Origin of the sequence: Hymenobacter aquaticus (assembly GCF_004765605.1) — a bacterium.
In the GTDB taxonomy this organism is placed as follows: Bacteria; Bacteroidota; Bacteroidia; order Cytophagales; family Hymenobacteraceae; genus Hymenobacter; species Hymenobacter aquaticus.
In genome coordinates this window covers 354,036-370,504 of record NZ_SRLC01000001.1, presented here as the reverse complement: position 1 = coordinate 370,504, position 16,469 = coordinate 354,036, and the positions used below count along the sequence as shown (strand labels likewise).

The following is a 16,469-nucleotide window of genomic DNA, read 5'->3' as shown; positions in this document are numbered from 1 at the left end:
AGCCCACTTCGCCATGAACATTTTCAGCCGCCTCTTCAAAATCGGGCAGTCGGAAGCCCATTCCGCCGTCGACCAACTGGAAGACCCCATCAAGATGACCGAGCAGGGCCTGCGCGACCTGCGCCAGGACCTGGACAAGAGTCTGCACGCCCTGGCCGAGGTGAAGGCCATGGTGATTCGGGCCCGCAACGAGGGCGCCGACTTCCGGGCCAAGGCCCTGGACTACGAAAACAAGGCCGTGCTTTTGCTCCAGCGCGCCCACAAGGGCGACCTGCCCGCGGCCGAGGCCGACCGGCTGGCCGGCGAGGCCCTGCTGAAAAAGGCCGAAAACGAAGCCCACGCCGCCCGCGCGGCCGCCGACCAGGAGAAGTTTGCCGCCTCGGCCGCCCAGCTCGACCAGAACGTGCAGCAGCTCAAAACCACCATCAGCCAGTGGGACAACGAGCTGAAAACGCTCAAGGCCCGCGTCACGGTGAGCACCGCCACCAAGACAATCAACCAGCAGCTGGCCCAGATCGACTCCTCGGGCACGGTGAGCTTGCTGGAGCGGATGAAGGAGCGCGTGGCCGCCGAGGAAGCCCTGGCCGAATCCTACGGGCAGATTGCCCAGGAAAGCCGCTCCGTCGACCAGGAAATCGACCAGGCTTTGCAACGGAGCGGGGCCGGGCAGGCCGCCACCGACTTGCAGGCGCTGAAGGACAAGCTGGGCCTGAACTCGCCGCCGCATTAAGCCCCCCCGCATGGTTGGCCCGCGCAGCATTTTCTCTACCTTTAAGCTGCCCCGTATATGCCCATGACCGAATTAGCCCAAGCCGCGCTTTCCCCGCCTAATCTGGTGGCTTCGGGCTTGCTGATTTTCGTGCTGCTCTACTGGCTCACGGTTATCCTCGGGCTGCTCGACTTTAAAACCCTGGACCTGCACCTAGACGCCGACGGCGGCCTGACCGAAGCGCCCCACGACCCGCACCTGAGCGTAGCCTGGCTGAACGGCGCCCTGGCCTTTTTCAACCTGGGCCGGGTGCCGCTGATGGTGTTCGTGAGCTTCGTGGCCCTGCCGCTCTGGGTGGGTAGCATCCTGACCAACTATTACACCCACAACACTTCCTGGCTGCTCGGCTTAGTCTTTTGCCTGCCGCTGCTGGTCGGCAGCCTGCTGGTGGCCAAGGTGCTGACCACCCCGTTTGTGAAGCTTTTCGCCACGCTGGAAAAAGACCAGGCGGGTACCAACCCCATCGGTAAAATCTGCACGGTGCTGCTGCCCGCCTCCCACGAGCACCTGGGCCAGGCCGTGGTGAAGGCCAACGGCGACACGCTGATGCTGAACGTGAAGGCCGCCTCGGCCGCCACCGAGCTGCACAAGGGCGACACCGCCCTGATTATCGACTACAGTGCCCGCAGCCGCTGCTATTTAATTGAGCCCTACGACGATGCCCGCTAACCACCGGTAGCGCGGGCCGAAGTTTCTTCCTCCAATACCTCTTCTTCTGATTCTACTTTACTCCTCCCCCGTATGATTGGTCAACTTTCCCTCGCCGTGCTGGTGTTGCTCGGCGTATTCCTGCTCGGCATTATTGCCGTGGTGGCGCGCATGTATAAAAAGGCCGTGCAGGGCGAGGCCCTGGTGCGCACCGGCATGGGCGACACGAAGGTGTCGTTTACTGGTATCTTCATTGTGCCGGTGCTGCACAAGCTGGAGGTGATGGACATCAAGCTCAAAACCATCATCATCCAGCGGGCCGGCTCCGAGGGGCTGGTGTGCAAAGACAACCTGCGGGCCGACGTGAAGGTGAACTTCTTCGTGCGCGTCAACAAAACCCACGACGACGTGCTGAATGTGGCCCAGAGCATCGGGGCACACCGCGCCTCCGACCCGGCCGCGCTGGAAAACCTCTTCGACGCCAAGTTCTCCGAAGCCCTCAAAACCGTGGGCAAGCACTTCGATTTCATTGAGCTCTACAACTCCCGCGAGCAGTTCAAGCAGGAAATCCTGCGCATCATCGGCACCGACCTCAACGGCTACGTGCTCGACGACTGCGCCATCGACTACCTGGAGCAAACCCCGCTCACGGCCCTCAACCAGGACAACATTCTGGACGCCGAGGGTATCAAGAAGATTATTGCTTTGACTTCGGAGCAGAAAATCCAGGCCAACTCCATCCAGCGCGAGCAGCAGAAAACCATCAAGAAGCAGGATGTGGAAGCCCAGGAAACCATTCTGCAGCTGGAAAAGCAGCTGATTGAAAACCAGGAAAAGCAGAAGCGCGAAATTGCCAACATCAAGGCCCGGGAAGTGGCCGAGGCGGCCAAGGTGCAGCAGGAAGAAACCCTGAAATCGGAGAAGGCGCGCATTGCCACCGAGGAGGAAGTCCGCATTGCCGAGCAGAACCGCGACCGGCAGGTGCTGGTGGCCGAGCGCAACAAACAGCGCACCGACGCCGTGGAAACCGAGCGCGTAGCCCAGGCCAAAGCCCTGGAAATAAACGAGCGGGAGCGGATTGTGGCCCTGGCCCAGATTGAAAAGGAGAAGGCCCTGGAAGAAGAGAAAAAGAACATCCAGACCATTATCCGGGAGCGAATCACGGTGGAAAAGGCCACGGTGCAGGAAGAAGAAAAAATCAAGGATACCCGCGCCCAGGCCCTGGCCGAGCGCGAAAAGCTGGTGGCCCTGACGGCCGCCAAGCAGCAGGCCGAAGCCGCGACCGTCACGCTGGTAGGCAATGCCGATATGGAGCGCCAGGCCGCCGAGTTCCGCGCCAAGCAGGCCCTCATTGATGCCGAAGCCGAGAAGGCCGCCGCCGAGTTCAAGGGCCAGGCCATCCGCACGCTGGCCGAAGCTGAGGCCAGCAAAGCCACGGCCGTGGGTCTGGCCGAAGCGCAGGTGATGCAGGCCAAAGCCACCGCCCGCCAGAAGGAAGGCGAAACCGAAGCCGCCGTGCTCCAGCTCACCGCCGCCGCCGAGGCCCAGGCCATCCAGGCCAAAGCCGGCGCCCAGGCCGAAGCCGACGAGAAGCTGGGCTTGGTTGCCGCCAAAGTGAACCGCGAGAAAGGCCAGGCCGACGCCGACATCATCCAGTTCCGCGCCGACGCCGACCAGAAAAAAGGCTTGGCCGAAGCGGCCGTATCGGAGCAGAAATTCGCGGTGGAAGCCAAGGGCATCGAAGCCAAGGCCGACGCCATGAAGAAGCTCGACGGTGTGGGCAAAGACCACGAGGAGTTCAAGCTGCGCCTCGACAAGGACAAATCGGTGGAGCTGGCCCAGATCAACATTCAGAAGGACATTGCCGCCTCCCAAGCCGGTGTTATCGGCGAGGCCCTCAAGGCCGCCAAAATCGACATTGTGGGCGGCGAGACGATGTTCTTCGACCAGATCATCGGCTCCATCACCAAGGGCAAGATGATTGACCGCACGGTGCACAACTCCGAAGTGCTGGGCACCGTGAAGGACGCCTTCTTCAGCCCCGACGGCGGCGGCGACTTCAAAACCAACCTGCGCCGCTTCGTGGACCAGTTCGGCCTCAGCTCGGAGGAAATCAAGAACCTGAGCGTCTCGGCCCTGCTGCTCAAAATGATGAACCAGGCCGGCGACGACGCCACCCGCGCCACCATCACGCAGCTGGCCGGCACGGCTGTGGCGCTGGGCATCGGGGATAAGCCGGCGCGGATGCTGTAACCCCACCCCCCGGCCCCCTCCCCTCCGGGAGAGGGGGAGCCACGGCGGCGCGGGTGATTTTGATATCTTGATTTGAGATTGTAGTGATAAAAGCTATTGATTATGGATCAGGATTCTGATGAGCAGTCGCCTTACCCGTTTGGCATGTACACGACGGATGCGAAGCGGTGGGTTAAGAGCTTAAAGGAATATGCTCGTGCTAATCGCAAGAACCCAACTCCGGCTGAAAACCACCTTTGGCAAGAACTGCGCGCCCACAAGCTAGGTGTGCAGTTCCGCCGCCAGCACGCTATTCAGCAATTTATCGTTGACTTCGTTTGCTTGCAGGCCTGGCTAATTATTGAAGTTGATGGCAGCATTCATGCCGACATCGACCAGGCCGAATACGATGGCGGCCGCACTCACAACTTACAGGAAGCCGGATTTCTAGTGCTGCGGTTCACCAACGAGGAAGTACTGCACAACACGCCCCAAGTGCTCCAAACCATCCGGGAGCATCTACAACTACTGCTCCCAACCTCCCAAGGCTAACCCAACACTACAGCCGCTCCCCACCAACCAACAACTTAAATCATCCGCGCCGCCGTGGCTCCCCCTCTCCCGGAGGGGAGGGGGCCGGGGGGTGGGGTCCCGCTATGAACCAACTCGAAACCGGCACCTACGAAATCCTGCGCAACCGCCTGCTCAAGAGCAGCACCGACCTGCGCCAGCGCCTCGATACGCTCAATGCGGAGCGCAAGCAGGTGTTCGGGGCCGTGGATACGCGCCTAATTGGCACCGGCCGCATCAGCACCGAAAACAACTGCGTGGCCTGGGATATGGTGCCGGTAGGCCAGCGGTTCATCTTTGGCTACAACGTGGTGCTGGGGCTGAAGGCCGAGCCGGATCTGGCCGACGTGTTTGGGGTGTACGAGTACGCCGGGCACGATTTCCGGCCGTTGGGGCTGGAGCTGCTGCAGCACCCGCAGTTTCTGGAGGAGTTCCGCAACCTGTACCGCTACTACAAGAACACCCAGTTCGTGAAGTTCGCCGTCATTGGCGTGCACTTGTTCATGGTGTTTCGGGTGGGCAAGAGTGCGTCGGATGTGAAGACGTTTAAGTGGCTGGTGCAGGGCGATACGCTGAGCTACCTCGACAACCGCTCCGACCACGAGTACACTTTCCCGCCCCAGCACGAGTTCCAGTGGAAGCGCGCCACCCGCGACATGCAGCGCGGCGGCCGGCACCCCCACATCAGCATCGAGGATAAGGTGTTCGTCGAAACCGTGGGCGGCGACCTGACCATCAAAATCGAGGACAACACCAGCACCGGGCAGGGCATTCTGAGCGAGCCGGTGGACGACAAGGACCAGACCCTCGACGACTCGGAAATCTACTTCGCCGTGGTCGGCAACCTGATTCTGCTCAAGATCCGGCCCTACCAGGAGCAGCAGTACCGCTACTTCATCTTCAATCACCGGCTCAAAACCGCCCAGCGCCTCGACGCCCTGGCCGATGCCTGCGTGCTGCTGCCTGATGGCCAGGGCCTGATTTTCCCGCACGGCTTCTACCTGCAAACCGGCGACAACAAGCTGTTCGACAACGGCCTACGCGAGATGCTGTTTGAGAAGCGCGTGGTGTCGCCGAACGGGGAGGATTTCCTGTACGTGTTCTTCAACAAGGACCACGGCACCTACCTGCTGCTGAGCTACAACCGCATTGCCCAGCGCGTGGATAACCCCATTGTGTGCCACGGCTACGCGCTGTTTGAGAACGGCGAGTTGTGCTACTTCCGCGCCGACGACGAGCCCAAGAAGCACCACGCCGTGCAGATCTGGCAGACGCCCTACACCGCCCCCGATTTCCAACTGCCCGTCACCTCCGACTCCTACCTCTACAAGCTGGGCAACAAGGAAATCGTGCGGGCCATGAGCGAGGTGCAGGAAGTCCTGACCCTGGCCGGCAAGGACGACTCCTACGCCGGCCTCTACCTCGACCTGATCCGCCAGACCACCGCCCTCACCGACGCCTACCACTGGCTGCGCGAGCCCGCGGCCCAGGCCCTGGCCGAGCCCCTGGCCGAAATCCGCCAGACGGCCACGGCGGCCGTGGAGGAGTTCGAGAAGGTGCAGAGCTTGCGCAAGAACACGGCCCAGCAAACGGCCACCGTGTTTCAGAAAGCCGACGAGCTGACCGGCCGCATCCGCCGCTCGGCTCCCGATACCGTCACGGAGTTTGTGCAGCTGCTGGGCGAGCTGCGCGGGGTGCGGGGCGAGGTTATTTCGCTGAAGGAGCTGCGCTACGTGGAGCTACCGGCCGTGGAAAAGCACGCCCAGGACCTGGAGGCGCTGAGCAAGGAGGTGGCGCTGCAAACCGTGGAGTTCCTGCTCCGGCCCGATGCCCTTCTGCCCTATTCCCAGCGCGTGCAGGCCATTGCCGACGGCGTAGAGCAGGTGCAGAAAACCATCGAAGCCGACCAGCGCGAGCAGGAAACCGCCGCCGTGGCCCAGGAGCTGGAGCTGCTGATTGAGGTGGTGAGCAACCTACCCATCCCCGACCCCACCCAGACCACGGCCATCATCGACAACATCTCGACGGTGTACGCCCGCTTCAACCAGATTCGGGCGGCCCTGAAGCGGCGGCGGCAGGCGCTGGCCGGCACCGAGGCCCAGGCCGAATTTACGGCCCAGCTCAAGCTGCTGGAACAGGCCCTCACCAACTACCTCGACCTGGCCGACACCCCCGCCAAGTGCGACGAGTACCTGACCAAGCTCATGGTGCAGCTGGAAGAGCTGGAAGGCAAGTTTCCCGACTTCGACCAGTTCATTGAGCAGCTGACCACCCGCCGCGAGCAGGTGGTGGAAGCCTTCGAGTCGAAGAAAACCGCCTTGGTGGCCGCCCGCAACCAGCGCGCCACCGCCCTGCTGCAAAGCGCGGAGCGGCTGCTGAAGGCAGTGCAGAGCCGCGTCAGCCGGCTGGAATCGGTGGCCAACATCAACGGCTACTTTGCCGCCGACGTGATGGTGAAAAAGGTGCGCCAGACCGCCCAGGACCTGCTCAGCCTCGGCGACTCGGTGAAGGCCGACGACGTGCAGAGCCGCCTGAAAACCCTGCGCGAAAACGCCGTGCGCCAGCTCCGCGACCGGGCCGACCTGTTCGCCGACGGCGGCCAGACCCTGCGCTTCGGCTCCCACGCCTTTACCGTGAACACCCAGCCCCTGGAGCTGACCGTGGTGCTGCGCGACGGCGACCTGCACTACCACCTCACCGGCACCAACTTCTTCCAGAAGATAACCGACCCGGCCCTGCTGGCCTCCCGGCCCGTGTGGGAGCAAACCGTGGTATCAGAAAACCAGGACGTGTACCGGGCCGAATTTCTGGCCTGGCGCATCCTGCAGGCCGCCCACCATCCCGCCCCCGCCAACCCCGAGGCCGGCCGCACCGCCGTGTTGTCGGTGCCCGAGCTAACTCATCTGAGCGCCGCCGAGCTGCTCACCTACGTGCAGCAGTTTATGGCTGCGCGCTACCAGGAAGGCTACCTCAAAGGCGTGCACGACCACGACGCCGCCCTGCTGCTCATGGCCCTGGTGCGCCTCACCCGCACCGCCGACCTGCTCCGCTACCCGGCAGATACCCGCGCCGCAGCCGCCCTCTACTGGCTGCGCTTCGCCGACCCCGACCAGCGCGCCCACTGGGAGCGGCAGCTGCAGGGCATCGGCGTGCTACTGCAGGTCTTCCCCGATTCGCAGGAGTTCGACCAGCTTAAAGCCGAGCTGCAAGCCGCGGTCGAAACCTTTGCCGCCCAAACCGGCCTCTTCACGCCAGAACAGGTGCAGGAAGCCGGAGACTACCTGTTTCACGAGCTCACCCACACCGGCTCCTTCATCATCTCCCACGAAGCCGCCGACCTCTACCAGAAGTTCGAGCAGCAGCTCCACGCCCGCCACGCCACCGACCTGTTCCAACAGTCCATCACCCAGCTCCAGGACCAGCCCGTAGCCCAGTTCCAGTTGGTGCGCCAGTGGGTGCAGGCGGCCAGACCCCACCCCCCAACCCCCTCCCCGGTGGGGAGGGGGAGCCTCGCGTCAGCAGACGGCTCTGGTTTAACACTAACCCAACTACAAAATCCCACCAACGATAATCATCAGGCTCCCCCTCTCCCGGAGGGGAGGGGGCCGGGGGGTGGGGTCCTCGAAACCGCCGTCCTACTCCTCACCCACACCTTCGACCCCGCCCGCGTAGTCCACACGCCCACCACCGAAACCCTCGAAGGTTTCCAGGGCACCCACCCGCGCATCACCACGAACAACGAAAACCAAACAACGAAAAACGAATACCACCTCAACTTCCCCGATTTCCGCCGCCGCCTGCTGCACTACGACCGCGCCACCGTGGCCCAGTTCGAGCAGTTTCAGGAGACGAAAAAGCAGCTGCTGGCTCGGGCCGCCGAGGAAATGCGCCTGGAAGACTTCCGGCCCCGCGTGCTCACGTCCTTCGTGCGCAATCAGCTGATTGATAAAGTGTACCTGCCCATCATCGGGGCCAACCTAGCCAAGCAGATCGGGACGGCCGGCGAGGGCAAGCGCACCGACCTGATGGGGCTGCTGCTGCTGATTTCGCCGCCCGGCTACGGCAAAACCACCCTCATGGAGTACGTGGCCAATCGCCTGGGCCTCATCTTTATGAAAATCAACGGCCCGGCCATCGGCCACGCCGTGACCAGCGTAGACCCCGCCCAGGCCCCCAACGCCGGGGCGCGGCAGGAGCTGGAGAAGCTGAATCTGGCCTTCGAGATGGGCGACAACGTGATGATTTACGTCGACGACATCCAGCACTGCCACCCCGAGTTTCTGCAGAAGTTCATCTCGCTCTGCGACGCCCAGCGCAAGATTGAGGGCGTGTACCAGGGCCGCCCCCGCACCTACGACTTCCGGGGCCGCAAAGTGGCCGTGGTAATGGCCGGCAACCCCTACACCGAAAGCGGCGACGTGTTCCAGCTGCCCGACATGCTGGCCAACCGCGCCGACATCTACAACCTCGGCGACATCCTCACGGCCGGCTCCGAAGACGCATTCCGCCTCTCCTACCTCGAAAACGCCCTTACCAGCAACACGGCCCTGGCTCGCCTCGCCACCCAAAGCCCCCAGGACGTGCCCGCCCTCATCCGCCTCGCCGAAACCGGCCAGCAGGACGGCCTCAGCTTCGAGGGAAACCACTCCCCCGAGGAGCTCAACGAGTACGTAGCGGTGCTCGGCCAGCTGCTGCGCCTGCGCGACGTGGTGGCCCAGGTAAATGCCGCCTACATTGCCAGCGCCGCCCAGGCCGACGCCTACCGCACCGAGCCACCGTTCAAGCTGCAGGGCTCCTACCGCAACATGAACAAGCTGGCCGAGAAAGTCCGCCCCGTGATGAATGACCAGGAAATAACGGACCTGCTGGCCGCCCACTACGAAAGCGAAGCCCAAACCCTGACCAGCGCCACCGAAGCCAACCTGCTCAAGCTGCGCGAGCTGCTCGGCTGGCTCACCCCCGAGCAAGCCGCCCGCTGGCAGCAAATCAAGCAAACCTACCTCGACAACCTCCGCCACTCCGGCCCCGCCCAGCTCCTCCAAATGCTCGAGAAACTGGAAAACATTGCCGGCGGCCTAAGCGGCATCCGGGAAGCGCTAAAACGCGAGTAACTTGCAAAATGGCCCCTGAAATTCAACTCTTCCTGTGGTTTTCTGTAGGTGCAATGTGCTTACTGCGGGGCAATATACTGCGCAATAAACATGAGAACTTAGCCCGGTGCGGTCAGAAAACCACTGGCATCGTCACTAGTGTCATTGATAATTCTTGGCTAAAGCTATTTGATGATCAAGGTCTATTCCACTACTCTATCCGTTTCGTGACTGCCGATCAACGTTGGATTTCTAAAAGCTTTACGACTTTCGTTGATAAATTTGATAGCCGCTACCGCGAAGGTGAATCTATTGACATAGTTTACAATCAGACCAATCCCGAAGAGTTTACTGTTGGCTCTTATGCTAACAGTTACAGTCCTATAGTTCTTATGCTTGGAGGCCTAGGATGCATAGGTTACTCTTTCTGGCTGGCTTATTTGCTCCCCTAGTACAAAAACACTCATTACCTGTTCTTCTCTTGCGCCCCGCGCCCACCTATTCTACCTTGACCTACTGCTAAACGCTTCTTCCGCATGGGCAAGCAATACCCCGGCATCAACGCCGACATTCAGACCTTCATCGAACAACAGCACATCTTCTTCGTTGGCACGGCCGCCGCGGATGGGCGCGTCAATATCTCGCCCAAGGGCCAGGACACCCTGCGCGTGTTCGATGCCAACCGGGTGGCCTGACCGAAAGCGAAATAGCCGCCGCCGACGCACTCGGTTCCCGTCATCGGGTAGCGCTGCGCAATAACCTCACGGGTGAAACTTACATGACCACAGTGCCGGAAATCATCAGCCGGGCCAAGTCCTCCAGCTGGCAACTATCCGTGCAGCTATAGAAAACGAAGCCTGCTCATCCCCCGCAGGCTCCACAGTTGCTCGGCGGGGCCACTACAAACAAGGCCCCGCCGCCACCGCGCCGGGGCCTTTCCCATGCCCAAAATCGTCAGCCCCCCGCACAACGGCCGACGAAGCCTGTCGGGGCGGTGTAGTCCAGTGCCCACCCCGGCAGGTTGCCCGCCCGCGGCCTAGGCCTTGATGGGCAGGGGCGGCCCGAGGTATTTCATGCCGTAGCGCAACGAGTGCTGCTGCCGCTGCTCCAGGGTCGGGGGCGTGGGACCGGTGGGCATGGTCCGGAAAAAGTCCTCCATCTGGCCGGCGGGTTGCAGCCAGTAGAGCAGCTTGCCGGCGTCGGTGAGCTGGGTCCAGGTGTGGGGCACCTGCCGGGGCAGGAAAATCGTGTCGCCGGGCCGGAGCTGGTGCGTTTCCTCGCCCACCACAAACAGGTATTCCCCGGCCAGCACGTAGAAAATCTCATCCTGCCGCAGGTGCACGTGCAACGACGGCCCGCCCTTGGCCACGCCCGTGTACTCGAAAACCGACAAGGCCCCGCCCGTATCCCGGGTGGAGATTTTGATGTCGTTGGGATTGGGCCCCACCAGGGTTTTCTCCCGAAAGCGCCCCACCCCCGCCCCCACCACAAAGGCAGGACCAGGCGCGGCGGCCTCGTCGGGCAGCGGCGGCAGGCCGGGCAAGGCAGCCAGGGCCACGGCCGGGGTAGCGGCCAGAGCGGTAACCAGAAATTGACGGCGTTTCATAGTCAGCAGGGTTAGGTGATACATACCCCGCAAACATGCACCCGCCGCGCCCCGGCGTATTGGTAAGAAATAGACGTTTTTCCGCCGACGCCCAAACAGAACGTCATGCCGAGGCGAAAGCCGAAGCATCTCACGGGCAATGGTAATCAGAGCACTTCCCGGGCTGGCAGAGGAGGTAGAGACGCAACATCTTGCGTCTCTACATGATGTACCCCACTGGAAACTTCTCTGAGTACCATTGCCCGCGAGATGCTTCGTTCCTGGCTTGATGCGCCACATGCTCAGCATGACGTTCCAGCGAGTTTTAGGCGACTTTCTAAACAGCCTCTTGATTACTCCTGCGACGTCAGCACGCGAGATGTCTCGCTCTGCTCGACATGACGGGCTATCGGGCCGCAGTGCCCCCCCACTACCCTACCGCTCCAGCAGGCCGAAATGCCGCTCCGGGGCCTGGGTATCCTGGCGGTAGAAGTCGCCCGGCGACTGGCCCGTGAAGGCCCGGTAGTCTTTGGCCAGGTGCTGGTGGTCGTAGTAGCCGCAGGCCAGGGCAATGCTGAGCCAGTCGAGCTGGGGGTGGCTGTTTTTCAGGCGGAAGGCGCGGTCGAAGCGGGCAATGCGGGCGTAGAGCCGGGGCCCCACGCCCATGTGCTCCGTGAACTTACGGTCGAGTTGGCGGGCGCTCAGGCAGGCCTGGTCGGCCAGCGCGTCGAGGGAGGCCGGGGCCTGGGGTTGCAGCAGCAGCCGGGCCACGGCATCGGCCGGGTGGGCCGCCCGTCGCACCCGCCGCGCCCGCTCCAGCAGAAACGCCTCAATGTGCGTGAGCATCTCGGCCGGCGACTCGGTGCTGCTCAGCCGCTCGTTGAGGCAGCGCAGCTCGGTGGGCCACACGGCCTCGGCATCCACAAAGGTGTTGGTCAGCTCCGGCTGCGGAATGCCCGTGAGCCGGTGCAGCGCCCCCGGCTGCAACACCACCTGCAAGGCCAGAAACTCGCGCCCCACGTAGCGGTTGCTCACCACCGCGTGCTGCCCGATCAGGGCCGCGCGGGGCCGCTGCTGCCGGGCCGCCCCGCCGGCGTAGGCCACCGCCTCGGCATCGCGCGGGTAAAACGCGAGGCACTGCTCGGGCCGGGGCGGGTAGGCCTTGAAGGGCAGCACGGCCCCGGCCGGAAACACGAAGTGAATCACCTGGATAACCCGGACGTAGTCACGCAGCGGCGGGCTGGGCAAAAAATCCTGGAGCATCATAACCAGCGGCAGTAGCGTGAGAGGCCCCCGCCGCCCCGGGCGCGGGCCGTGGGTCGGCGCACCCCGGCACCCCGGCAACGACCAAAACCCCAGCCGCCTCCCGCCTCCCGCCGATGCGGCACAGGTCCGTCCCGGGTCAGCGGCAACTCTTAAATATACCACGTCCGGGACCGGGAATCAATGGCGACTTATCCTAGCCCTGCCCGGAGGCATTCGTGCCCAGCGGCCGCTATACATAAAGCAGTTCGAAACCAGAAGTAAGAGGTACGAGGTACTAACTTCGGCTAAGCAAGCCAGTTCTTGAGCCCTACTAAACGGGTCTGAACTATTTCCGATTAGTTTGGGCAACAGTCTCAACGGCAGATAATATCCTAAACATCAGATAATAATCGTATTTGGAAAGTTCAGACAACGATAAAATATACTATGAATTACTGCACTATTGAATCATTTTAAATTCGCTTAAATCAAAAAAATACTATCTATTGATTCCATCTTCAACTCCCCTTCTATTTTCATTCATTAATAGTGACTACGGCAAATGTATTACTGATACCAAAAAGACCAACTACAATTAATCCAAGCGTTAATTTCATATTAAATTCATACGTAATATATTTATCATTGCAAATATTACACGCAAGCTGGTTATTATATTTTTTGCAGTTTACTTACAAACATATCAAATATAAATACATCGAAAATCGATTAAATATATTTCCTGCTTTTATCCACTTCACGCATTAGATTATTAAACAAAAGAGCAGTAGCAGTAGCATCTCCCAGCGCTGAATGCCTACCCTCTACATTAATTGAATAATATTTAAATGCTGCATCTGACGAGCTAACATCTATATCAAGCACACCAGATAAATACAGAAATTTAATAATAGATGACGTATCGATGTATCTATGAGAAAATCTATCTTTAAAAGATATTTTATTTATTTCATAAAATTTTCTTAAAAAAGAAACATCAAAACCAACGTTATGACCAGCTAATGTAACATGATGCGTCTTACTAAAGTGTTTAGAAATAAATTCATTTATTTTATTTATAGCATCAACAGACTTAAAAGCATTTTTTCTGTGATCAGCAATATTAATTTTGTTTATTTTTAAGGCATACTCACTCACATTCAACACTTCATCATTAATCAAAATTTCTATACCATCCAAGATTTTACCTTCTTGCCACACTATAAAACCAACAGATAGCAAGCTATTTATCTCAGGATCCAAACCACCAGTTTCAGTGTCCAAGAATAAAATTTTATTGGATTTCATTCGCTTTGAGTTTTTCCTTGTTTAAAAAATAAAATAACGAAACGAGGGATTCATTACCACAAAGGGTCCAATATCTTTTGTACTTATAATTAAACACAAACCACAATACAAGAATAATAGTGTAAATATAGTTTTTGATGTTCAAAATCCCTTTATCTAGATAAGGCGAAAAGTAGGAAAAGAACAAGCATGCATATACAAATATAACCAAATTTATGAACGACAGTGAGCGATATAAGTTATATTTAGACAAATAGTTACCAGCCAGAGACTTAAGATTTTCTTGATTGCTAATTATTACCGATAGTTTGTACGTTGAATACCAGTTTCGAGGAAAAGACATGTTTAACTTTCTATTGATAATTTCAATGGATTTTTTGTTCATAATCTCATTATTCAAATCATATTTTTCACCTTTAAAAGAAAATATTTTCTTTATAGTATTCTTTATAAATCGTATAAAATTCTTTATAATAATATAAAATATTGTTGTTCTAAAATTTCTACCTGTTACAAACCACCAATCCATATAAAACTCATATCTCACTCGGTAATAAATATTATTGAAAACAATATTTATACCTTTATCAAACAAAGCAACCATTAATTCATATAAAATTATAGACAACACCTTCACAACATGCCCTATCATGTAACATGCAAGTATGAATAAAACAATGTGATTCATATTATCAAATTTAATTTCATCTTTAAATAATATAGACAGATAGTACAGAGAAGAAATAAATCCTGAAGATTTAATTTCCGGACAATATATTGAATCAAAGTCAAACAAATAAGCTGGAAAAACAATAAAAACAAGCAATATTAGACCAGGCAAAGCCAAGCCCAATATATCAAATATAAAATTCTCGAATTTTGCAAGAAAGTCTCCCATCGTAATTATATTTATTGACACGTATCTATATTAATACGCAATACAAATCTAACATAAATGACACATTACCCTCATTATATTCGCAATTAATAGTTTAACTATATCACTACATTCAGCTAACCTTAAGTCGTCATACAGTTATCTATCTTTACCATACTTCCCCTGAGTGACCACCACGCCAGAGCAGCTGTACCGCTAACGTCCTCCGACAGCCGGGCAAACAACACAAGCGGCCACTCCAATTCGCAGCACAGCTACTCAAGCGTGCAGCCTCCAACCAAAAAAGGCCCCGCCGCAACCGCGCCGGGGCCTTTCTCATACCCAAAAATCGTTAGGCTCCCCCTCTCCCGGAGGACTCTGCGCATAAAGCAGATGCGGGGCCGGGGGGTGGGGTCCCGGGGCCGGGGGGTGGGGTTACCGCACCACCCACCGCCCCTCCCCATCCACCTGCTCCAGCACCACCAGCAGATACGGCGCATCCGCCGCGCCCAGCTTGCTGTAGTCCGACAGGTGCGCGTCCGTCTTGTGCTTCACCACCACGCCCTGCCCCGGGGCCGGGGCCGCCCCCGCCGATACCGCCGTGTAGAAGCGCAGTGTCAGGCCCTTGCCGCTGCGGTTGCCCAGCGTGGGCGCCACCACGCCCGCCTCGCGCCGGTCGTACACCAGCACCGGCTTGCCGTACTGGGCCGTGCCCCAGTACTCGGCCTTGCGCCGGGCCGCCGTTTTCACCAGCATCCGCACGGCCTCATACTGGCGCACCAGCTCCGGCTGGGCCAGCTCCTGGGCCCTCACGAAGGGGTCCAGGGCCGTTTCCAGGGTTTCCTTGGCCGCCGCCAGCAGCTCCGGCAGCGTAGCCGTGGCCGTGCTCGTGCCCGTCTCAATCTGCCGGGCCGCGCCCTGCGTGGTCGTCAGCTCCGTCAGGTCGGCGCGCAATGTCTGCCGCACCCGCGCGTCGTAGCCCGCGTCGGCCAGGTCGGCCGGGGCCAGCGTGTCGAGGGCCGCGTCAATCTTGGTCAGGTAGGCCAGCAGGTCGGCATCCTTGGCTTTCACCACCCGGCTGAGGGGCTCCCGCAGCTCCCCGCGCAGCGCCGCGTCCGAGGTCAGGGCCACCGTCAGCAACCGTAGTATCTCGGCCTTCTGGGCCGCCTCCGCCTTCACCGCCTGCCGGTCCCGCGTCACCTCCGTCGTGGTGTGGTCCTGCGCGGCGATAGTCTGCCCGATACGGGCCACCAGCCCGGCCAGCGCCGCCCGCCCCGTCGCAATCCGCTTAATGGTCATCAGCGGGCTGCCCGCCTCCTCCAGGAAGCGCAGCACCGCTCCATACATCGTGACCTGATTCTGCTGTTTGGTATTCATAAAGCAACTGGTAAATAAATAAGGGTGAACTAGATCCGGCTCATCACGACCGGCTGCAAAAGCTACCCATTTTCTCTCTAACCTCCACCCCATCCGCCGCACGCCGCCACCTATTCCCCGCAGCCCGCCACTTGTCTCCCGCACACCGCCACTTGTCTCCCGCACGTCGCCACTTGTCACCCGCACACCGCCACCTATCTCCCGCAGCCCGCCACTTATCACCCGCACACCGCCAGACCTCTCCCGCAACCCGCCACTTGCCTCCCGCACGTCGCCACCCTTCCCCCGCCACCCACCCACCAAAACGCCCCGCAACTCACGTCACGAGGCGTTTCTACACAGGTATTGATCTGCCAAGCAGTAGTATTTAGCCCGTCATGCTGAGCGCAGCCGAAGCATCTCGCGTGCTGCCGTTGCGCCTCACCCCAACCCGCATCTGCTTGATGCGCAGAGTCCGAAAAAGGAGAGGGGCTTAGAGTCCCACTCCTGTAAGACGTTTCGCCTGGCTCCCCCTCTCCTTTTTCGGAGAGGGGGCCGGGGGGGTGAGGCGCCCGTCCGCGCGGGGTGAGGCGCCCGCCCGCCCGCCCGTCTCCCCCCTACGGCCCCGCGAAGGACCTTCCTCGCCTACCCCACTACCGTTTGTTGCCAACGCACAAAAGCCCTTTACCACGCCAGCGGTAAAGGGCTTTGCACATTGATTCGTGTTTGTCACTGAGGCGAGGAAGGTCCTTCGCGGGGCTCAGGATGACAGGGTAAACAACGACTCCC

12 protein-coding genes are annotated in these 16,469 nt (G+C 59.0%); 7 read left to right on the top strand and 5 right to left on the bottom strand.

The window, feature by feature from the left end:
• The first annotated feature begins 13 nt into the window (after nt 1-13).
• The 7 genes from E5K00_RS01525 to E5K00_RS01495 all read left to right on the top strand — a co-directional run bounded on the left by E5K00_RS01525 (nt 14) and on the right by E5K00_RS01495 (nt 10,004).
• Nucleotides 14-730 (top strand): PspA/IM30 family protein, encoded by a 717-nt coding sequence (locus E5K00_RS01525; RefSeq protein ID WP_135460982.1) that lies wholly within the window; start codon nt 14-16, stop codon nt 728-730.
• A gap of 63 nt (nt 731-793) precedes the next feature.
• Nucleotides 794-1,438: an OB-fold-containig protein gene (locus E5K00_RS01520; RefSeq protein WP_167856705.1), complete on the top strand. Its 645-nt coding sequence runs from the start codon at nt 794-796 to the stop codon at nt 1,436-1,438.
• Between the two features lie 72 nt (nt 1,439-1,510).
• Entirely contained in the window at nt 1,511-3,670 is a 2,160-nt protein-coding gene (locus tag E5K00_RS01515) for a flotillin family protein (protein WP_135460978.1), read from the top strand.
• Nucleotides 3,671-3,772: 102 nt separating this feature from the next.
• The gene (locus E5K00_RS01510; protein ID WP_245328183.1) at nt 3,773-4,201 is read left to right on the top strand and encodes an endonuclease domain-containing protein; all 429 of its coding nucleotides are present in this window, start codon (nt 3,773-3,775) and stop codon (nt 4,199-4,201) included.
• 104 nt (nt 4,202-4,305) lie between these two features.
• Nucleotides 4,306-9,330: a DNA repair ATPase gene (locus E5K00_RS01505; RefSeq protein WP_135460976.1), complete on the top strand. Its 5,025-nt coding sequence runs from the start codon at nt 4,306-4,308 to the stop codon at nt 9,328-9,330.
• An 8-nt stretch (nt 9,331-9,338) separates the two neighbouring features.
• Nucleotides 9,339-9,761 (top strand): DUF3592 domain-containing protein, encoded by a 423-nt coding sequence (locus tag E5K00_RS01500; protein ID WP_135460975.1) that lies wholly within the window; start codon nt 9,339-9,341, stop codon nt 9,759-9,761.
• Between the two features lie 84 nt (nt 9,762-9,845).
• The gene (locus tag E5K00_RS01495; protein ID WP_135460973.1) at nt 9,846-10,004 is read left to right on the top strand and encodes a pyridoxamine 5'-phosphate oxidase family protein; all 159 of its coding nucleotides are present in this window, start codon (nt 9,846-9,848) and stop codon (nt 10,002-10,004) included.
• 341 nt (nt 10,005-10,345) lie between these two features.
• On the opposite strand, the gene E5K00_RS01490 is transcribed toward E5K00_RS01495, so the two are convergent.
• The 5 genes from E5K00_RS01490 to E5K00_RS01470 form a co-directional block, all read right to left on the bottom strand.
• Nucleotides 10,346-10,915, bottom strand: coding sequence for a cupin domain-containing protein (locus E5K00_RS01490; RefSeq protein WP_135460971.1), 570 nt, complete (start codon nt 10,913-10,915; stop codon nt 10,346-10,348).
• Nucleotides 10,916-11,329: 414 nt separating this feature from the next.
• Nucleotides 11,330-12,160 (bottom strand): helix-turn-helix domain-containing protein, encoded by an 831-nt coding sequence (locus E5K00_RS01485; RefSeq protein WP_135460969.1) that lies wholly within the window; start codon nt 12,158-12,160, stop codon nt 11,330-11,332.
• A gap of 708 nt (nt 12,161-12,868) precedes the next feature.
• Nucleotides 12,869-13,447: a 3'-5' exonuclease gene (locus tag E5K00_RS01480; RefSeq protein ID WP_135460967.1), complete on the bottom strand. Its 579-nt coding sequence runs from the start codon at nt 13,445-13,447 to the stop codon at nt 12,869-12,871.
• Nucleotides 13,434-14,345, bottom strand: a complete 912-nt coding sequence (locus E5K00_RS01475) for a hypothetical protein (RefSeq protein WP_135460966.1) — start codon at nt 14,343-14,345, stop codon at nt 13,434-13,436. The genes E5K00_RS01480 and E5K00_RS01475 overlap by 14 nt, the downstream gene beginning before the upstream one ends.
• A 414-nt stretch (nt 14,346-14,759) precedes the next feature.
• Entirely contained in the window at nt 14,760-15,701 is a 942-nt protein-coding gene (locus tag E5K00_RS01470; RefSeq protein WP_135460964.1) for a hypothetical protein, read from the bottom strand.
• Nucleotides 15,702-16,469: the final 768 nt, after the last annotated feature.

Excerpts from the sequence above, each read along its gene's own strand:
- E5K00_RS01485 (WP_135460969.1), bottom strand. The coding sequence starts at position 12,160 with ATGATGCTCCAGGATTTTTTGCCCAGCCCGCCGCTGCGTGACTACGTC.
- E5K00_RS01475 (WP_135460966.1), bottom strand. The coding sequence starts at position 14,345 with ATGGGAGACTTTCTTGCAAAATTCGAGAATTTTATATTTGATATATTG.
- E5K00_RS01470 (WP_135460964.1), bottom strand. The coding sequence starts at position 15,701 with ATGAATACCAAACAGCAGAATCAGGTCACGATGTATGGAGCGGTGCTG.
- E5K00_RS01510 (WP_245328183.1), top strand. The coding sequence starts at position 3,773 with ATGGATCAGGATTCTGATGAGCAGTCGCCTTACCCGTTTGGCATGTAC.
- E5K00_RS01505 (WP_135460976.1), top strand. The coding sequence starts at position 4,306 with ATGAACCAACTCGAAACCGGCACCTACGAAATCCTGCGCAACCGCCTG.
- E5K00_RS01490 (WP_135460971.1), bottom strand. The coding sequence starts at position 10,915 with ATGAAACGCCGTCAATTTCTGGTTACCGCTCTGGCCGCTACCCCGGCC.
- E5K00_RS01515 (WP_135460978.1), top strand. The coding sequence starts at position 1,511 with ATGATTGGTCAACTTTCCCTCGCCGTGCTGGTGTTGCTCGGCGTATTC.
- E5K00_RS01520 (WP_167856705.1), top strand. The coding sequence starts at position 794 with ATGACCGAATTAGCCCAAGCCGCGCTTTCCCCGCCTAATCTGGTGGCT.
- E5K00_RS01525 (WP_135460982.1), top strand. The coding sequence starts at position 14 with ATGAACATTTTCAGCCGCCTCTTCAAAATCGGGCAGTCGGAAGCCCAT.
- E5K00_RS01495 (WP_135460973.1), top strand. The coding sequence starts at position 9,846 with ATGGGCAAGCAATACCCCGGCATCAACGCCGACATTCAGACCTTCATC.
- E5K00_RS01480 (WP_135460967.1), bottom strand. The coding sequence starts at position 13,447 with ATGAAATCCAATAAAATTTTATTCTTGGACACTGAAACTGGTGGTTTG.
- E5K00_RS01500 (WP_135460975.1), top strand. The coding sequence starts at position 9,339 with ATGGCCCCTGAAATTCAACTCTTCCTGTGGTTTTCTGTAGGTGCAATG.